The organism is Pseudomonas sp. PAMC 26793 (assembly GCF_000313235.1).
GTDB classification, from domain to species: Bacteria; Pseudomonadota; Gammaproteobacteria; order Pseudomonadales; family Pseudomonadaceae; genus Aquipseudomonas; species Aquipseudomonas yamanorum.
In genome coordinates this window covers 186,056-203,453 of the sequence record NZ_AMXG01000035.1, presented here as the reverse complement: position 1 = coordinate 203,453, position 17,398 = coordinate 186,056, and the positions used below count along the sequence as shown (strand labels likewise).

At 60.8% G+C, this 17,398-nt stretch carries 15 protein-coding genes; 6 read left to right on the top strand and 9 right to left on the bottom strand.

What is annotated here, in order from left to right; genetic code table 11:
- Window positions 1–152: 152 nt before the first annotated feature.
- Complete coding sequence (locus tag D109_RS0114885) at window positions 153–2,450, bottom strand: acylase (protein WP_017477610.1); 2,298 nt, start codon at window positions 2,448–2,450, stop codon at window positions 153–155.
- A gap of 242 nt (window positions 2,451–2,692) precedes the next feature.
- On the opposite strand from D109_RS0114885, the gene D109_RS0114880 reads away from it, so the two are divergent.
- A complete protein-coding gene (locus D109_RS0114880) occupies window positions 2,693–3,070 on the top strand; it encodes a hypothetical protein (RefSeq protein ID WP_017477609.1) in 378 nt (125 codons plus the stop codon).
- A gap of 1 nt (window position 3,071) precedes the next feature.
- Here the strand turns inward: D109_RS0114880 and D109_RS0114875 are convergent, their stop codons facing one another.
- Window positions 3,072–3,266, bottom strand: coding sequence for a hypothetical protein (locus D109_RS0114875; protein ID WP_003207574.1), 195 nt, complete (start codon window positions 3,264–3,266; stop codon window positions 3,072–3,074).
- Window positions 3,267–3,439: 173 nt separating this feature from the next.
- On the opposite strand from D109_RS0114875, the gene D109_RS1000000134615 reads away from it, so the two are divergent.
- On the top strand, window positions 3,440–3,577 hold the full coding sequence (locus D109_RS1000000134615) for a hypothetical protein (protein ID WP_010171564.1): 138 nt from the start codon (window positions 3,440–3,442) through the stop codon (window positions 3,575–3,577).
- 46 nt (window positions 3,578–3,623) lie between these two features.
- Window positions 3,624–7,229, top strand: coding sequence for a membrane-targeted effector domain-containing toxin (locus tag D109_RS01000000131945; RefSeq protein WP_152416373.1), 3,606 nt, complete (start codon window positions 3,624–3,626; stop codon window positions 7,227–7,229).
- A 57-nt stretch (window positions 7,230–7,286) separates the two neighbouring features.
- Here D109_RS01000000131945 and D109_RS0114860 read toward each other — a convergent pair whose 3' ends face one another.
- From D109_RS0114860 to D109_RS0114840, 5 genes are read right to left on the bottom strand one after another with little or no spacing between them, the layout of a single operon-like run.
- Window positions 7,287–8,039 (bottom strand): ABC transporter permease, encoded by a 753-nt coding sequence (locus D109_RS0114860; RefSeq protein WP_177325521.1) that lies wholly within the window; start codon window positions 8,037–8,039, stop codon window positions 7,287–7,289.
- A gap of 14 nt (window positions 8,040–8,053) precedes the next feature.
- Window positions 8,054–9,253 carry an ABC transporter substrate-binding protein gene (locus D109_RS0114855; protein ID WP_017477606.1) on the bottom strand — a complete coding sequence of 400 codons (1,200 nt, stop codon included), beginning with the start codon at window positions 9,251–9,253 and terminating at the stop codon, window positions 8,054–8,056.
- The gene (locus tag D109_RS0114850) at window positions 9,240–10,043 is read right to left on the bottom strand and encodes an ABC transporter ATP-binding protein (protein WP_017477605.1); all 804 of its coding nucleotides are present in this window, start codon (window positions 10,041–10,043) and stop codon (window positions 9,240–9,242) included. Before D109_RS0114850 ends, D109_RS0114855 begins: the two co-directional genes overlap by 14 nt.
- Window positions 10,040–11,101: an acyl-CoA dehydrogenase family protein gene (locus D109_RS0114845; RefSeq protein WP_017477604.1), complete on the bottom strand. Its 1,062-nt coding sequence runs from the start codon at window positions 11,099–11,101 to the stop codon at window positions 10,040–10,042. The genes D109_RS0114850 and D109_RS0114845 overlap by 4 nt, the downstream gene beginning before the upstream one ends.
- Window positions 11,102–11,153: 52 nt before the next feature.
- Window positions 11,154–11,714: a carboxymuconolactone decarboxylase family protein gene (locus D109_RS0114840; RefSeq protein ID WP_017477603.1), complete on the bottom strand. Its 561-nt coding sequence runs from the start codon at window positions 11,712–11,714 to the stop codon at window positions 11,154–11,156.
- A 102-nt stretch (window positions 11,715–11,816) separates the two neighbouring features.
- On the opposite strand from D109_RS0114840, the gene D109_RS0114835 reads away from it, so the two are divergent.
- Complete coding sequence (locus D109_RS0114835) at window positions 11,817–12,722, top strand: AraC family transcriptional regulator (protein ID WP_017477602.1); 906 nt, start codon at window positions 11,817–11,819, stop codon at window positions 12,720–12,722.
- Here the strand turns inward: D109_RS0114835 and D109_RS0114830 are convergent.
- Window positions 12,713–13,630, bottom strand: coding sequence for a LysR family transcriptional regulator (locus D109_RS0114830; protein WP_017477601.1), 918 nt, complete (start codon window positions 13,628–13,630; stop codon window positions 12,713–12,715). The two genes, D109_RS0114835 and D109_RS0114830, sit on opposite strands and share 10 nt — an antisense overlap.
- 118 nt (window positions 13,631–13,748) lie before the next feature.
- Between D109_RS0114830 and D109_RS0114825 the strand changes: the two genes are divergently transcribed.
- The gene (locus D109_RS0114825; RefSeq protein ID WP_017477600.1) at window positions 13,749–14,744 is read left to right on the top strand and encodes an aldo/keto reductase; all 996 of its coding nucleotides are present in this window, start codon (window positions 13,749–13,751) and stop codon (window positions 14,742–14,744) included.
- A gap of 6 nt (window positions 14,745–14,750) precedes the next feature.
- Here the strand turns inward: D109_RS0114825 and D109_RS0114820 are convergent, their stop codons facing one another.
- Window positions 14,751–15,149 carry a hypothetical protein gene (locus tag D109_RS0114820; protein WP_017477599.1) on the bottom strand — a complete coding sequence of 133 codons (399 nt, stop codon included), beginning with the start codon at window positions 15,147–15,149 and terminating at the stop codon, window positions 14,751–14,753.
- A 200-nt stretch (window positions 15,150–15,349) separates the two neighbouring features.
- On the opposite strand from D109_RS0114820, the gene D109_RS0114815 reads away from it, so the two are divergent.
- The gene (locus tag D109_RS0114815; RefSeq protein ID WP_017477598.1) at window positions 15,350–17,344 is read left to right on the top strand and encodes a methyl-accepting chemotaxis protein; all 1,995 of its coding nucleotides are present in this window, start codon (window positions 15,350–15,352) and stop codon (window positions 17,342–17,344) included.
- The last annotated feature ends 54 nt before the right edge of the window (window positions 17,345–17,398 follow it).

Below are 17,398 nucleotides of genomic sequence, written 5' to 3'. Positions count from 1 at the left end.
GCTTGCCTCTACTCTATCTCATTGAAAACATTGAAGTTTTTAATGCTTCAGCGCGTTCGATGGGCGCAATTATGTACTCATTTGCCAGGGCTTGCAACCCCTTGATTTCAAAAAATATTCTCTCAAGGGGCATCAATTCCCGGTGGGCTACCCTACCGCCCGGCTTCTTCCTTGTCACGGATAACCTGCAATTGGTACTGCGGGTCCGCCTTGATCTGCTGTTCGGTAAACGGCAGCGGGCTGAGCTTTTTCTCGGAAAACGCCTGGGTCTGGTCCTTGTAGTATTTCGACGCCGGGTCGCTGGACAGGGAGAACGCCAGTACGCCTTCGGCATTGGGGCCCTTCTCATCGAAGGTCACGATCTGCAAGTAGCTGCTGCCACTGACCACTTCGCGCTTGCCGTCAGCCCTTGGCACGCGTTGCATGGCGTTGTACACGCCGAGCTCTTGCGGCCCGCCATGGATCGGGGTTTGGCCCGAGACCTGGATGTCACCCCAGCGGCTGTCAGCGGTGAGGCCACGTTTGGCTACGTCGGCGGCTGACGCAAGCATCGCGTCATGCAGCGCCTTGGCCACGCCTGCGCGTTCAATCGCCAGCCCACGAGGTGTGGTCAGTGGTTGTGCCGGGTCAAACCCCACTTTCCATGCATCGGGTGCTTGTGCGAGTTGCTCCGCCAGGTTGATGAAGTGCACCAGGCCTACGCCGCTGTCGAGGTTGGCGCGCTGGTCCCAGTTTTTCAGGCTGTCGCACACCGACTTCACGGCGGCGTCAGCACCCGCGCAGTACTTGAGCAGGTCCGGCATGACTTGGCTGGCGAGATACACCTGGTTGTCCATGACCATGTTCTGCAAGTCGGCGACCTTGATCGGTTGCTTGTCGAGTTCCTGCAAGCGCTGCAAGGCAAAACGGGCACGTGGGCCCAAGCCGATTTTCTCCTGGCTGATCACCGGCGAGAATCCAGTCAGCGGCGCCTTGGGGTTGACCAGCCACGCTGAGTCATTGGAGTGCTGTACGTAGTCGGTGCGCTGCAGTTGTGGCAGTTGATCGGCCGGGAAGATCCCGGTTTGGGCGGCACGCGGGTCTATGTCCCAGGCGCAGGCGCTGCGGGAACCGTCGAGCATGATGAATTGCAGGCCAACCCGGGGATCACTGCACTGCGCGAGTTTTTTCGCGCTGACGTTCGGTACCACCGACAGGTTCATGTACAGGCTCTGGCCCTGGTCGTCCGCCGCCAGGGTGTTGACCCACGGGATACCCTGCAGGGTGTGCACCGAGGCTTGCAGCTCCTTGAGGTTGGCGGCGCGGTTCATCGCGTACCACTGTTGCAGAACACGGTCGTTACCCAGGTTGGCGTCCCGCAGGCTGAAGGCATATTTGTTGTCCCAGTCGAGCTTGCCCGGCCATTGCACCACCGGGCCGAACTGCGAGCTGTAGACCGTGCGGGACTCTTCCTGGGTGCTGCCGTCGGCGGCTTTGACTGCCACTTTGATGCTGGTTTTATCCATGGGTACGGATTTGCCATCCAGCAGATAGCGGGTCGGGTTTTCCGGATCCAGGGTCAGGCGGTACAGGGTGAAGTGCTTGGAGGTATCAACGGTGTGCGTCCAGGCCACGTGCTTGTTGAAGCCGATATTGATCACCGGCAGGCCCGGCAAGGCGGCGCCCATTACATCCAGCTGACCGGGAATGGTCAGGTGCATCTCGTAGAAACGCATGCCGCCGACCCACGGAAAATGCGGATTGGCCAGCAACATGCCGCGGCCGTTGAACGAACGGTCACGCCCCACCGCCACTGCGTTGCTGCCGCGATCCAGGGCGAAACGCTGTTGATTGGCTGCGGCGACCTCAAACGCCTTGGCATCTACCTGGGCGACGGCATTCGGCGGCGTGGCACCCACCACCGCTTCGGCAAACTGCCCAACGCCACCTTCCACCAACAGCCGGCGGGTCACCTTGATCAGGTCTTCAGCCGTGATCGGCCGCACCCAGGCCGCCTGGCACTGCGCCGGCAAGCCTTGGGCGGTACGCTCCTTGAGGTAACGGTTATAGCCGGCGACATAACCTTCGATGCGCTGTTGCATCGCCGAGGGTTGCGCCTTCCAGAACGCCGCAACGGCCTCGGGTGTGTTCAGCCAGGTGAAGAACACGTCGTTGGTCAGGTTATTGCGCCCTTCCTGGGTCGTCTGCTCGGGACCAAAGTACTTGGCGCGCTCGCCGTTGACGGTCACCACTTCATTGGCCAGCAGGCACAGGTTGTCCTGGGCATAGGCATAACCGATGCCAAACCCCAGCCCACGCTCATCGTTGGCCCGGATATGCGGGACACCAAAGCTGGTACGCCGAATCTCCGCGGTGGTCTGTTGCTCCTGCACCCCCGCCGTGGCCGAAACACTCAGCCCCAGCAACGCCCCAACCACGCACGCCCTGAACAACCCGTTGGAAATAATCACGCAGACTCCACAGCCAAATTAAACACCGTGACGAGGGATAGCTTCGCCAACACCTCAGTTAAGACGTAAAAACCGGGAATAATTTAGCAGCCGCAGATGTTTATTCGGACATGTCGATATGTCTCCAGGATGTTACCGACAAAATTTCTACATCCCGCGCTTCATGATTTCGGCTGCTCGTACGTCTTATTAATTAAGAGCGCCATCATTTTCCTGATCAGGCTCTGATAAGGAGTTTTTGCATGTACAACCCGCAACTGCCCACGGAAGGACACTCATCCATGCATGACGGAGGTTTTGGCTCCGGTAACCAAGCGTTCGGCAAAGCGCCGGAACATGGCAACCAGCGCATTCGTCATTTGCTCAAGTGTTTTGGCCTGCGCACCAGCCTGATCCGGCTGAAGGTCATCGACGCCCTGCTGACTGCCGCCGACAACCGGCGCACCCTCGGCGTGCGCGGCGTGCACAGCCATTTGCTGGAGCTGGGCATTCCATTGTCATTTCTCAGCGTGCGGGAGGTGCTCAAGCGCCTGTGCACCGAAGGCGTGATTACCCTGAACGCCGACAAGAGCTACAGCCTGCACGAGCAGGCTGCCAAAGTCCTGGAAGGCCGGGCCTGACTCAGAGGTTAGGCTTGACCTTGCGGCGCATCACACCGTTGATCACCACCACAGTGACCGCTACGGCAATCGCGATGTACTGGAACGTCTTTTCGCTGATGACCCCGTTGTTCTGCAGGTAGGACAGGCCAAACATCGTCCCCAGCACCAGCAGGGAGATCAGAATCGAGTATTTCAAACGTTGCTTTTGGGTCATGGCGGGTTCCTGAAGCTAAAAAATTGTATCCACTTTGTATCGACTGCCACACCAAGCACATACCCATTGGCGGGGATGGATTGGGGTCGGCGGGGTCTCATGTTACAGGCGATGAAAAACTTTGGCTTGCCCAACGCCTGATCGAACCTGTGAGTACCCTAGAGGATTTTGAAATGCTTCGTCGAATCACACTGCTGATTCCCTTGCTGATCATGTTGAGCATGAGCGGCTGCATTATTTTCCCCCACGGCGGCGGCGGTTGGCATGACCACCGCTACTACGACGGCGGACCGGGCTATTACCATCGCTGAGGCCCTCCTCGCACATTTTCTGACAACTTGAACACCTGCGAGCGGAATGACCGTCCCTGTTTTCGACACTCAAAAAGAGCGTCTTGGAAACAGGGAGGTTTTCGCAAAGGCGTATGTCCTCAACACTCACGCAGGTGTTCCGATGATTGCTACCGCCAACCTTGCCACCCCTTTCCCGCCCGCCGACTCAGTACCCTCCCCGACCCTCGTGCCAGTGAATGACTCATCACTGCCACAAGAAACCCGTCATGAAGACCCGGCACCTGATGGGCCTCAAGCGCTGAAAACAGCTTTGGGAGACTGGCGAAACCTGCAAACGCTTGCGCACAAGCTCACTGAAACGGCTCACGGCCTGGCAAACAACGCCGACGCAACGGCAGTGTTATCGGTGCTGCAGCGCACCTCGGTGGCGATTGAGGCCGAACCGGCCTCCACCAGCCTGAAGGCATTCATTGATGGCAAAAAAATCCCCCTGCCACAGAGCAAGGCAGAACTCCTTGCCCTGGCAAACCGGCTGACGCAGCAGACCCTCGTACACCCGTTGGGCACCTTCGGCGGCGCCTTGTCCTGGCCCATACCCCCGAGCCTGGAACAACAGCGCGATATCAAGAATCTGCTGGACAACAACACGGCACGCCTCGAAGGCCTGCCATTGACCGTTCGACGCAGCGGGGCGCTGGATTACCTGATGATCGCCCAGTCGTTATCCACGGCACAGTTGCGCGATCCGGTCAGCGCCATGGAAACCCTCCTTGGCAGCCCCCGCGCCCAGGCGTTGGGCAACGCCATACGTACCGCACTCAACGGCTACCCCAGCGGTGACGGGGTGAATGACTACGTGTTGGCAGCGATCCAGCTCGGCCTGGACCCCGAGTCCATCAACGCCCCCGCCAGAAACCGCGTTGCCGGCTTTGACCTCGCCAATCCCGGCCACCGGGGCAAACCCGCGTCAACCATCATCCATGCACTAGGCAACCACCTGGAGGCCGAAGGCCGCACCGCAAACGGCAGCGGTGGCTTGGCCGCCCGGCTGCTACTGGCGCGAACAGCACCACAGTTTCTGGTCAAGGATATTCCCGAGCAGGTCGTCTACGGCAGCCAGGCCTGGGCCAACTTGTGCATCGCGGTTGCCGGGATCGAAGCGCAGACACCCAGCAAGGCGGCGAACATGACCTTTGCCCAGGTCATGAGCGCCGAGGGCGCGGCCGACAGTGCCCCGGCGTCCGCCCGCACGGCGGCACTGATCGATTGGGGCGTGGCCAATAACCTTCTCCCCGTAAAAAATGACGCGCAGTACGACCAAGAGGAAATTGACAGCACCCGCAGCCTCTTCAATGCTCAGTTGGAAAAACTCAAACAGGTCTCTGGCCTGCTGGATACCAAGCTGCCGAGCCGCAAAGAAATGGCGCTGGCCCTGCTCAAGGAAAAGTTTGGCGAAGGTGTACCGTTCGAGGAGAGAGTGCTGCGCATGGACTATAGACCTGAGATCCGCGGCGCAGCACGCTTCAGCGATCCCTATTCAATGCTCGACATCACGATGCAAGGTTTGAGGATAGAGGCCTCCGACTGGGTGGTGAGGGGGTCGCATGCCAACATCAATCTGGAAACCTTCGCTGCGTTCACCAAAAGCCGCCAATTTAACGTACCTGCCGCTTTCGACAGCCAATTCTCCAAGGCCATCGACAACTTCAAAACCGTTAAGAAATTCTCTGTCATCAACGCCATCACCCATCTCCCACTGGAAGATCAAAACAATCTCAAGCGCGGAAAACTCAACTTCTACAAAGAGAACAGCTACAAAATCAGTTTCAATCCACTGGCCGGCGATCAACTGTTCCATAGCAGCCCCAAGATTCTGGTAAAGGCCGAAAACAACCAAACCATCACGACCTATGAAATCGACACCGAAAAAGGCACGGTGAAAAGAAAGAACAACAGCATCCTTTCACGCCCGCATCAGGTCCTTTCAAACGAAATCACCAAAATAGAAGAATTTACGCCCGTCATGGGCCCCTGGAGCAGCATTCACCGTGAGCAACCGGCGAGCGCCTCTTCCGGCAACACGTTCCTGAGCGTGCGAATAGACGACCTTGCCGATGCCACCGTCCAGGCGCTTGGCCTGGACAACCCGGCGATCAAAAAACAAGCGGCCGGCAGCACACCCGCCGAAAGCAGACGAGACAGGGTTGATTCGATACAACACTTTGTCCTCGACCTTATTCCGCTGAAGTCAGCCATCGGCAACCTTCTGGACGGCAACTACAAAGACGGGCTCGTTGACCTGTCACTGGACGTGTTTGGCTTCGTGACCGCTGGCGTCGGGGCCGCGGCAAAAGTGGGGAAGACCCTCGGCACGGTAGGCTCCAGCGCCACCAAGCTACTCAACACCAGCAAGATCCTCGGGGTTGCGGCCTTGGGCGAACTCAACCCGTTGAGTGGCCTGGGCGACGTGGTGGTGGGAGCTGGGAAACTCGCACTCAAAGGCGCAGGCACCCTCGCCCAGAGCGTACAAACATTGAAAGGTACGGCAAACGGTGTTGACCTGGCGCAAGCCAGCGAGCTGTATGACGCGGCGGCCAGCGGGACGCTGAAGGTGGCCGACCGCACAGTTGAAACAAGCGCCGTGCGGCATAACGGCAAATGGTATGTCTTCGATGCCGACCGGATGCAGCCTTATGGCAGCCCGCTGGAAACATTTGATCCGGTCAGTACGCTGATGCCGCCGTCCCCCAACACTCGCCAAACCGGGAATCACCGGCACAACCCGCTGAACCGCAGTGCACGACCTGCTCTAAACCAGCCAGTTACGCTGAAAACCGATCATTTACCCACAGAAGAATATGTAAAACACATTAAAGGCGCCCCGAGTGATGCTCATTTCACGCCCAGTCGACGCCAGGCCACCAAGGATCGGTTCGAGCAGGAAATGAATGACTATTACCAACGCATGGCCAACGGTGAGATGCCCGCCCGCCCGACGATTCCCACCACTGCGGATTACGAAAAGGTACCCGACCTGCTCAGCAAGTCCCTGGACGCCTCCGATGTAGTGGTGCTGGGAGAAAATCATCGAAGCCTGTCAAGCTTCAGGACCCTGAACGACAATATGCAATTGTTTAAGGATAAAGGCGTCAAGGTCATAGGCATTGAAGGAATGTTTTACGACAAGAATATGCGCCTTGTCGATGACGGCATGGGCAAGACCGGCCCTGGCTACAGGCCTCACGATCCGAACCTGACACTGGATCACCTGATCGAAAAGTTCCAGGCCAACGGCATCGAAGTAGTGCCCCTTGATCATCCTTATCTGACACGCCATAAACACGAGCGTAACCACTACACCCAGCAGAATATAGACGAGCGAAACTTACAGCGCCTGCAGGAGTTCAATTACTACGCGGCACAAACACTGAAACAGCATAGTGGCAACGGTAAAGTGATAGCGTTAGTTGGCCGACAACATATCAACACCACCCAGAACATCCCCGGCGTGGCCGAACTGACCGGAGGCATTGGCATAGGCCTCTATGAACGAGCGGGTATGCGAGTCGGGTATGGCACCAACTCTCTGGATCCTCGGCCAGGCCCATCGGGCGCCTTGGCAGACCACAATGATATAACCGGAGACTTGCAAATTTTCGCACCCGAGTAATTTTGCCGGATGAAACAAGGCCCGGATAAACCACCCCGGGCCGTTTCCGGCGTGCTTTCAGCTGCCATGCACCCAACGCTGATGCAACCATCGCGCAAACGCATCCAGGGCAAACCCCAACAGGCCAATCAGCAGCACCATCGCCATCAGTTCCGAGTAGGCCAGCCGGTCGCGAGTGTCGAGGATGTAATAACCCAGCCCGGCACTCACCCCGAGCATCTCGCACGGCACCAGCACGATCCACAGAATGCCGATGGCCAGGCGCACGCCGGTCAGCACGTGCCCCATCACGCCGGGAATAATCACCCGGCGCAAGGTTTCCCAGCGCGTGGCGCTCAGGCTTTTGCTCAGTTGCAACCAGCGCGGATCGAGCTGACGTACACCCGCCGCCGTATTCAGCAGAATCGGCCACACTGCCGCGAACGCCAGCAGGAAGTAGATCGGCTGGTCGCCCACGCCCATCAACATCACCACGATGGGCATCCACGACAGCGGCGAGATCATCCGCAGAAACTGGAACGCCGGCGTGGTCGCCGCCTCCAGCTTGCGCGAACTGCCCACCAGCAAGCCCAACGGCACACCAATCAGCAACGCCAGCAACAGCCCGACGAAGATCCGCTTGAGGCTCACGGCGATGTTCAGGTACAGCTCGCTGCGACCCAGCAATTCCCAGAGGCTGGTGAGGGTCGCCGACAGCGAAAACCGCGCAGACAAACCGTCCGCACTGCCGAACACCTTCACCCCCAGCCACCAGAGCAATAACAACCCCGCCAGCCCACTCAAGCCAAGCAACCAGCCCGGCAAGCCCAAGGTTTTGCCGTTATTCAAACGCCAATCTCCTCGTGCCGCTCGAAGCCTTCGGGCAAGCCGAAGGTCTTCATGCCGCCCACCGCTGCGATGGCGTTGCGCACGAAGCGGTCGTCCACCAGGTCTTTGGCGACAAACGCCGGGTCCAGGTCGGCGAGGAATTTCTTGTCGCCCTCAATCAGCGTGTCTTTTAGGCGGCGCACCAGTTCCTCGGTATAGCTGGGGAATGGATAGGGTTGGAAGTCGATGCGGTGCTCGTCCCAGTTGGCGTGCTGGATCGCGCCGTCAGCCAGGTAAGCCGCACGGTCGCTGGCTGCCGGCGCCAGGACTTTACGCAGCACCGGTTCGGCATGCGGGGTGTAGCGATTTTCGCCGTCCTTGGACAGCAGTTTCACCGCCTCTTCACGGTTGTCGCGGGTCCAGACCTGGGCCTTGACGATCGCATTCACCACCTTCTGCGACCATTCCGGGCGGTTGGTCAGGTCGTGCTCGTGCATGAACACTACGCAGCACGCATGGTTGCGCCACACGTCGCCGGTGAAGCGCTGCACCCGGCCCACGTTGAGGTTTTCCGCCAGGGCGTTGAACGGCTCGGCGACGATGTAGCCGTCGATGCGTTTGCTGGCCAGGGCCGGCGGCATGTCCGAGGGCGGCAACACGATCAGGTTGACCTCGTTGGCGGCAATTGCGCTGCCTGTGGCACGGGCCACCGGGGTCAAGCCGTTGTCACGGAACAGCTGCTGCACCACCACGTTGTGGATCGAGTACCAGAATGGAATCGCCACCGACTTGCCGCCCAGTTGCTTCACATCGGTAATACCTGGGGACACGGTCAAACCCGAGCCGCCCACGTGGTTCCAGGCCACGACCTTGGCCGGGACCTTGCTGCCGTAACGCGCCCACACCGTCATCGGCGACAACAGGTGAATCACGTTGACCTGGCCGGAGATAAACGCCTCGATCACCTGAGCCCAACTGCGCAGCAACACCGGGCGTTCGGCCTTGATGCCTTCGGCTTCGAACAGCCCGTTGTTGTGGGCCACCAGCAGCGGCGTGGCGTCGGTGATCGGCAAGTAACCGATGCGTACCGGCGCGTCCGGCTCACTGGCCGCGCGGGCCTGCAAACTGCTGAGCAGGGGCAAGGCACCGGCGGCACTGAGCACGGCCGAGAGTTTGAGAAAGTCACGGCGCGAGTGAGTGAGGTCATCCAGACACATGGCAAGGCTCCAGCAGTTCAGGGGGTTGGGGTTCAGTGCGGCTCGCCCGCCGTAGGGTTTTGAGAATGTCGATGCGCAGGGTGCCGATGGCTTCCACCTGTTCTTCCCGCGGTTGCGGCAGGTCGATGCGCCATTCGCCGAGGGTCCGCGCCGGGCGGTTACCCAGTAGCAGAATCCGGTCGGACAACAGCAGCGCTTCGTCGATGTCATGGGTGATCAGCACCGCCGCCGAACCTTGCTCGCGGTTGACCTTGAGCAGCAGGTGTTGCATGTCGGCGCGGGTCACTTCATCCAGGGCACCGAAGGGTTCATCCAGCAGCAATACCTGCGGCTGGCGGGCCAGGCAGCGGGCCAGCGCAGTACGCTGGGCCATGCCGCCGGACAGCGCCGTCGGGAACTGCTGGCGGGCGTGTTCCAGGCCTACGGCGTGGATCGCGTGGTCGACCCGGCTGCGACGCTCTTCAGGGCTGAGATGCGGTTGGCGGGCAAAATCCAGGCCGAAGGCGACGTTCTTTTCCAGGCTAAGCCACGGCAACAGGCTGGGGTCCTGGAACGCTACCGCCACCCGAGGATGGGGGCCATTCAACGGCTCGCCCAGCAGGCGGATGCTGCCACCCTGGGGCGCCTGCAAACCGGCAAGCACCCGCAGCAGGCTGGACTTGCCAACACCGCTGGGGCCGAGGATCGACACCACCTCGCCGGGTTGCAATTGCAGGTCGAACCCTTCCAGCACCGAATTGCCCCCATAGCCCAGGCAAATTCCCTGGGCGTGCAATACCGCCTGGCTCATAGATTGGCCTGACGGTTCAACTCGGTGCGCAACTGCACCAGGCTCGGGGTCACGATCGGTACAAATGCCGACTCGCGCCAGCGCCGGGCAAAGCCGCTGCCGTGGGCGGTCAGGTAGGCCTTGCCGCCACTGGCTTGCAGCTCCAGCTGGACGGCGCTGGCGGCAATTTCCGCGAGGGCAATGCGCAGGCGGAACAAGGGTACCGGCTCGGTCCCGAAGCGGCCGCTCAGCAAACCTTTCTTGAGGTCGTTGACCGCCTGTTCCAGCGAGGTACGCAGCACTTCCAACTCTTCGCGCAATACGGTGCGGCTGGAGCCCAGGTGATTGGCCACCTCCGCCAGCGAGCGCCGCGCCAGGCCGATGGACATGCCGCATTGCAAGCCGAGAAACGCCGGGCGCACGGCCGGCAGGAACTTGCGTGCATCCTCATGCAGCAACCAGTCGCGGCTCAGTTCCACGGCTTCGAAGCCGAGGGCTGCGGTGTTGCTCGATTGCAGGCCCAACAGTTCCAGGTCACGGGAACGTTGCAGGCCGGACACTGAATCAGGGATCGCCAGGATAAACGGCGCGCCGCCCTGGGCATGCTCGATAGCGGCGGCCACCACAAACCCGTTCTTGCGCAGGTTGGTCACCCAGTGCAGGCGGCCATTGAGGTTCCAGCCGTCATCCGTCGGCTCGGCGCTGATTTGCAGCGACTCGATGCCGGACAAAAATTTCATCGCGTTGGACAGCCCGGTGGCCCCGGCCAGCTTGCCGCTCAGCAGGTCCGGCAGCAGTTGCTCACGCAGGCGCTGATTCGGGCTTTGCAGCAGGTATTCGATAAACGAGCGCTGGCCCCAGCACACAAACGCCGAGGCCAGGGAATGGCTGGCCACATCGGCAATGGCCTCTATCGCGCCTGTGACGTCGCCGCCCAGGCCGCCGAGGTCCTTGGGCACGCCGATACGTAATACATTGGCCTCTGCCAGCCGTGGCAGCACTTCCTGCGGATCGCAACTGCCCACATCCAGGGCCTGCGCTTGAACATCGAGCCAACGGCTCAAGATTGGGTCAAGCATTCATGTTTCTCCTTGTTACAGCATGTTTACCATCGCGAACGCTTGCGCGCCTTCAGCTTGCCGGTTTTTCCCAACGGTATTGCGCCAGCTCCGGGTTGAGCGGTGTGCGCGCAAACACGTTAGCGAAATTGCACAGGGTGGCCAGGCTGACGCCCAGAATAACCTCAAGCGCATGACCATCGGTGTAGCCCGCCTCACGGAACGCGGCGTAGCCGGCGTCGCTGACATCACCACGGGTGGCGATCACTTCACGGGTGAACGCGGCCAGTGTCTCATAACGCTCGTTGGGCAGTTCGCCACGCTGGCGCAGGGCGTCGATCACGTCTTCCGGCAGCTTGGCCTTGTTGCGCGCCACGGCAGTGTGCCCGGCGACGCAGAAATCGCAACCATGGTTGGTGGCGGCAATCAGTTGCACCACTTCACGGTCGGCCAGGCTCAGGTCGGACTTGGCGTTCAGGCCCGACACGGTGATGTAGGTTTCCAGGGCTGCCGGGGCATTGGCCAGCACTGCCAACAGATTGGGGATGAACCCGGAACCCTTCAGGGCATTTTCCAGAAAGGGCTTGGCCGCTTCAGGGGCGGTTTCCAGGGTTAGCATCGGTACGCGGGACATGGAGTGGTCTCCTCATGGAATCGTGTACCAAGTCTGTTGGTTATAAAAAATCCGCTCAATAGTCTAAAGTAGCGATTACTTGCTCTAGAGTCTTTCCGTTAGATGAATTCGTCCAGTTCGCTCGTCGATTGGTTATTAGCTAGCCTCGAACTCAACACCAGTCTGTTTCACGTCGGGCGTTACTGCGGCGACTGGCACGCCAGCACCCATGGCCTGGCGAGCGCGAGTTTTCATCTGGTGGTGCAAGGGCAGTGCTGGATGCACATCGATAGCGACCCGACTCCTTACCCACTGAACAACGGCGATGCGGTGTTCCTGCTGCGGGATCTCGTGTACCGCTTGTCCAGCGATGGCACCGCCGCCGGTGCCCAGGAGTGCCCGCGCAAGCCGATGGTGCCATTGGACAGCCAGGCGAATGACGGCGTGGGTTTGGTGTGCGGGTTCTTTCATTTCCAGTCCGGGCTGTCGGCGATGATTGTCGACACCCTGCCCGCCTGGATCATCCTGCGGGCCGGTGACCCTTCGCTGACCGCCGCGCGCAACCTGTTCGAACTGATCCTGCAGGAATGCGAGCGCACACCGGCACCCTCGCCCGCCCTGCTGGAGCGCCTGTGCCACCTGCTGTTTCTGTACGTGCTGCGCCAACAAGTGCTGGACAACACAGACCTTGGCGGCCTCGCGGCGCTGGCCCGGCAACCGGCGTTTGCCAACCTGCTGGAACAGTTGATTGCACGCCCCGCCGATCCCTGGACCCTGGAGAGCATGGCAGCCTGTACCGGTTTGTCCCGCTCGGCGTTCTTCAAGCGCTTCAATGAACTGTGCGGTCAGTCGCCGGGGCAAGTACTGCTGATGATGCGCGTACGCCACGCCTGCCAGCTGTTCAAGCAAGACCAGACGGTGGCAGACGTGTCACTCGCCGTGGGTTATCAATCCGTCGCCGCCTTTACCCGCGCCTTCCATAAAGTCACCGGCATCCAGCCCGGCGCCTACCGCAAGGCTCAAGGCTGACGCTGCAATCCGTTGCCCGGACGGGCGCAAAGCTCCACCAGCCAATCGACAAATACCCGCACCCGTTGCGACAGCTGGCGATGGGGCGGATACAAGGCAGTGAGCGGCAATTTCGGCGGCGGCTGATGCGCCAGTACCTCCACCAGCGTGCCCGCGTCCAACTGGCGAACGGCGTGGTAGTAAGGCGTCTGCACTAGGCCGTAACCCGCTTCACAGGCCGCCAGGTAGCCATCGGCACTGTTGACCGCCACTTGCTTGGGCAGGTCGACCAAACGGATGTCGTTGCCGATCTGAAATTCCAGGCCATAACGTTTGCCGCTGGTGCTGGAGAAATACTCCACCACTTGATGGCCGGCCAGGTCATCCAGCGTCGATGGCACGCCGAACTGCTGCAAGTACCCGGGACTGGCGCAGGTCACCTGATCCATCATTGCCAGCGGCCGGGCCACCAGCGACTCGTCCAGCGCCAGGCCGCCGCGCAACACGCAGTCCACGCCTTCGCGGATCAGGTCCACCGGGCGGTCGTTGAGGCCGATTTCCAAATCAATCTGCGGGTAACGCGTGGTGAACTCGGGCATTGCCGGAATCACCAGGAAGCGCCCGATACCGGACGGCATATCAATACGCAACGTGCCGCGCGGGTTGCGGCGGCTGGTGGAGAACACCGCCTCGGTTTCCTCAAGGTCCGCCAACAGGCTCACGCAACGCTGGTAGTAGGCGGCACCGTCCAGGGTCGGGCTGACCTGGCGCGTGGTGCGCTGCAACAGTTGCACCCCAAGGTGCGTCTCCAGTTGCTTGATCAGGATGGTCACCGAGGCGCGCGGCAGTTGCAGGCTGTCGGCCGCCTTGGCAAACCCGCCCAGTTCCACAATCCGCACGAACACTCGCATCGCATTAAAACGGTCCACGGGCCGGTATCCTTCAAGGATTATTTAGAATTTCATAATAGTGATAGTGGTTTTAGCCGGTTTATCCCGCTTTTGTCGAGGGCAACAATGGAGCCCTTCCCACACAGGAGCTGGACCCATGCACACACGTCAACTCGGTAAAAACGGTCCCCAGGTGTCCGCCATCGGCCTCGGCTGCATGGGCATGACCGATTTCTATACCACCGGCACCGACACCGCCGAAGCCATCGCCACTCTGCACCGCGCTCTGGAACTGGGGATCAACCTGCTGGATACCGCCGACATGTACGGCCCCCACACCAACGAAGAACTGATTGGCAAGGCCATCGCCGGCAAGCGCGACCAGGTATTTCTTGCCAGCAAATTCGGCATCGTGCGCGACCCGTCGAACCCCACGATACGCGGCGTGAATGGCCGCCCGGAATACATTCGGGATGCCATCGACGGTACCTTGAAACGCCTGGGCGTGGAAACCCTCGACCTGTACTACCAGCACCGTATCGACCCCGACGTGGCGATTGAAGAAACCGTGGGCGCCATGGCCGAGCTGGTCAAGCAAGGCAAGGTGCGTTACCTGGGCTTGAGCGAGGCGTCGGCCGCCACCCTGGAGCGCGCGCACAAGGTTCATCCCATCAGCGCCCTGCAAAGCGAATATTCGTTGTGGAGCCGCGACCAGGAAGACAACGGCTGCCTGGCAGCCTGCCAGCGCCTGGGCATTGCGTTTGTGCCGTACAGCCCGCTGGGCCGGGGCTTCCTCACCGGCGCCCTGAAAAGCCCGGACGATTTTGCAGCGGATGACTACCGCCGCTTCAGCCCGCGTTTTCAGGGCGAGAACTTTGCGAAGAACCTGTTGCTGGTGGAACAGGTGCAGGCACTGGCCGCCGATAAGGGCGTGACCGCCGGGCAGCTGGCGTTGGCCTGGGTATTGGCGCAAGGGGATTACCTGATCCCGATCCCCGGCACCAAGCAACGCAAGTACCTGGAAGAGAACGTCGCCGCACTGGAGGTCAAGCTGAGCCCGGCCGAGCTGGCGGCGCTGGAGGCGATCTTCCCGGCCAATGCAACCGCCGGATTGCGTTACCCGGAAGCCGTCATGCAGATGCTCGACAAATAACCCCCCTCAAGGGTGCTTGAGAAAGTCCGACAGGATGAAGGGCGTGTGGGCTCTCAGCCAGGTATCAACCTCGTCCAGCGACGCCAACCGCTCGCTGTGGGACTCCACACTGTTGCGCGTGATGCTGACGGTATAGCCGTCGGCGTCCTGTCGCAGGGTGCCCGTGCACTTGACCGGTAGGCCGTTCTCCTCGGTAAATGAGGTGGCGGTCAATGGCGCAGTGGTTAACGCCTCAGTGGCGCGTGCCTTGAGGGCCTTGCGCTTGGCGGCAAGCTCCCTGGCGACGACCACGCCGCCAATTGTGACGGCCAGGTATAAAAGCGCCAGGTAGTTGTTGGTGGTGCCTCTGCGCGTGTGGTGCTCAATGCTCAGCCAATTCACCACCTGATAGATGATTTCGTCCATGTTTTACCGGGGGATCCGTCGCAGATTCAAGCCCGCATCAAACACCCCGGCAACCCAAAATAGAAGCCTCCTACAGGTTTTATTTATTCGTACTACTTTCTTGCACCATAGTACCTAAAGCTCCTCCCTCCCAAGCCGATAGCCCTTCGAAGCTCTAACAAAGCCGCGTCGCACAATAAACGCTTCGTAAGGACGACCCCATGCCCTCATTGCGCTCTATCCAAACTCGCTACACCCTGTTTCTGGTGCTGTTCGTCCTGTTGTTATTCGTATTGACGGTCGTGGGCATCGGACAGTTGGTGGCCCCCAAGCTGCGCCACACCGAAGAACAGGTGGCCCTCAATCGCATTGCCGAAGTGGCCGAGCAGATCCAGGGCGAGCTGAACAAGGTTCAGGCCCAGCAACGCAGCATCACCCAGACCATCCCGCTGCTGGACAGCGACGCCATCGACAAGGTGCTGCCCGGCCTGGTGGACCAGTACGGCGAATTGAAAGTGTTCGGCGGCGGTATCTGGCCCCTGCCCAACCAACGCACCCCGGGACGCAACAAGCACAGCACCTTCTGGCACCGCGATGCCTCGGGGAAGCTGGAGGTCAATACGTTCTGGAACAGCGACGCGGCCCCCAACTACTACGACCAGAGCTGGTACAAAGGCGGCCTCGCGTCGCCGCGCGGCCAATGTGCCTGGGCCGCGGCCTACAAGGATGACGCCAGTCAGGAACCGCGCACCAACTGTGCCATGGCCATCCAGCGCGACGGCGCGGCTTACGGCGTCGCCACCATCGACGTGACCCTGGGCTTCTTCAACGACCTGGTGGCCAGCAAGGAAAAAGACCTCAGCGCAGAAATGCTGATCGTCGAAGGCGACGGCAAGATCATCAGCAACAGCACGCGCATCAGCGGCCCGGTGGTGTTGAAGAACATCAGCGAACTGGCCGGCACCTCGGCGTTTGCCGCCCAGGTCAGCGCCGGCCTCGCCCATCGCGACCAATCCCTGCAGCGCAGTGAGTTCGACAACCAGGGCGTGGCCAGCACCTTCTTCATGCGGCCGATCGAAGGCACGCCGTGGTTCCTCGCCACCGCACTGCCCACCTCGCTGATCACCGCCCAGCGTGATGATGTGCTGGGTACCCTGGCGATGCTGCAAATCCCGATGATTCTGCTGCTGGTGCTGCTGCAGGTGTATGCCATCCGCCAACTGGTACACCGGATGACTGCGCTGAAAACCAATATCGACGCGCTGTCCAACGGCGACGCCGACCTGACCCGGCGCATCACCATCCGCGCCGAGGACGAACTGGGCGCGATTGGCCATTCGGTGAATCGCTTTATCGTCTACCTGCAAAACATGATCGGTGAAGTGACCCAGGCGACCGGCGCCATGTCGTCGAGCCTGGCGCAGTTGCAGCAGACCTCGGCCCAGACCAACCAGATCCTGGTACGCCATGCCTCGGAAACCGACCAGACCGTCACCGCCATCACCGAGATGAGCTCCACCGCCGACACCGTGGCCGAGAACGCCGCCGAAACTGCTGCGTTCACTCAGCGCGCCAATGAGCACGCCGACCGTTCGCGGGTGGTGGTCGGGGAAGCGTCCCGCAGCGTCAGCGCGTTGATCGGCGAAGTCTCCAGCGCCACCCACACCGTGGAAAACATGCGCCAGGACGCCGCCCGTATCACCGAAACCCTCGGCGTGATCGGCGCCATCGCCGGCCAGACCAACCTGCTGGCACTCAATGCGGCCATCGAAGCCGCCCGGGCGGGCGAACAGGGCCGGGGGTTTGCGGTGGTAGCCGACGAAGTCCGCGCCCTCGCCGCCCGCACCCAGGCCAGCACCTCGCAGATCAACGAAATGCTCGCCCGCCTGACTACCGGCGTGAGTTCTTCGGTGACCGCCATGGAAGCCACCCAGGCCAGTTGCCAGTCAGCGGCCGACGCCACGGCGCGGGTGAACACGGGGTTGGACGAGATGGCCGGCTCCGTCAGCCATATCAACAACCTCAGCACCCAGATCGCCACCGCCGCCGAACAGCAAAGCGCGGTGACCGAGGAAATCAACCGCAGCATGGTGCACATCCGCCACATGGTCGAAGAACTGGTGCAAAGCGGCCACGCCACGGAACACAACACCCAGAGCCTGCTGGATGCCAATGGCCGGGTTATTGCATTGATGGGACGCTTCAAGGTGCGTTGAAAAAATAGCCTGAAAGCTCCCGTGCAATGCGCGGGAGCCAGACTATTCTGACAG

Coding starts and splice junctions, on each gene's coding strand:
- D109_RS0114880 (WP_017477609.1), top strand. CDS start 2,693: ATGTACAACCCGCAACTGCCCACGGAAGGACACTCATCCATGCATGAC.
- D109_RS0114875 (WP_003207574.1), bottom strand. CDS start 3,266: ATGACCCAAAAGCAACGTTTGAAATACTCGATTCTGATCTCCCTGCTG.
- D109_RS1000000134615 (WP_010171564.1), top strand. CDS start 3,440: ATGCTTCGTCGAATCACACTGCTGATTCCCTTGCTGATCATGTTGAGC.
- D109_RS01000000131945 (WP_152416373.1), top strand. CDS start 3,624: ATGACCGTCCCTGTTTTCGACACTCAAAAAGAGCGTCTTGGAAACAGG.
- D109_RS0114855 (WP_017477606.1), bottom strand. CDS start 9,253: ATGTGTCTGGATGACCTCACTCACTCGCGCCGTGACTTTCTCAAACTC.
- D109_RS0114850 (WP_017477605.1), bottom strand. CDS start 10,043: ATGAGCCAGGCGGTATTGCACGCCCAGGGAATTTGCCTGGGCTATGGG.
- D109_RS0114845 (WP_017477604.1), bottom strand. CDS start 11,101: ATGCTTGACCCAATCTTGAGCCGTTGGCTCGATGTTCAAGCGCAGGCC.
- D109_RS0114840 (WP_017477603.1), bottom strand. CDS start 11,714: ATGTCCCGCGTACCGATGCTAACCCTGGAAACCGCCCCTGAAGCGGCC.
- D109_RS0114835 (WP_017477602.1), top strand. CDS start 11,817: ATGAATTCGTCCAGTTCGCTCGTCGATTGGTTATTAGCTAGCCTCGAA.
- D109_RS0114825 (WP_017477600.1), top strand. CDS start 13,749: ATGCACACACGTCAACTCGGTAAAAACGGTCCCCAGGTGTCCGCCATC.
- D109_RS0114820 (WP_017477599.1), bottom strand. CDS start 15,149: ATGGACGAAATCATCTATCAGGTGGTGAATTGGCTGAGCATTGAGCAC.
- D109_RS0114815 (WP_017477598.1), top strand. CDS start 15,350: ATGCCCTCATTGCGCTCTATCCAAACTCGCTACACCCTGTTTCTGGTG.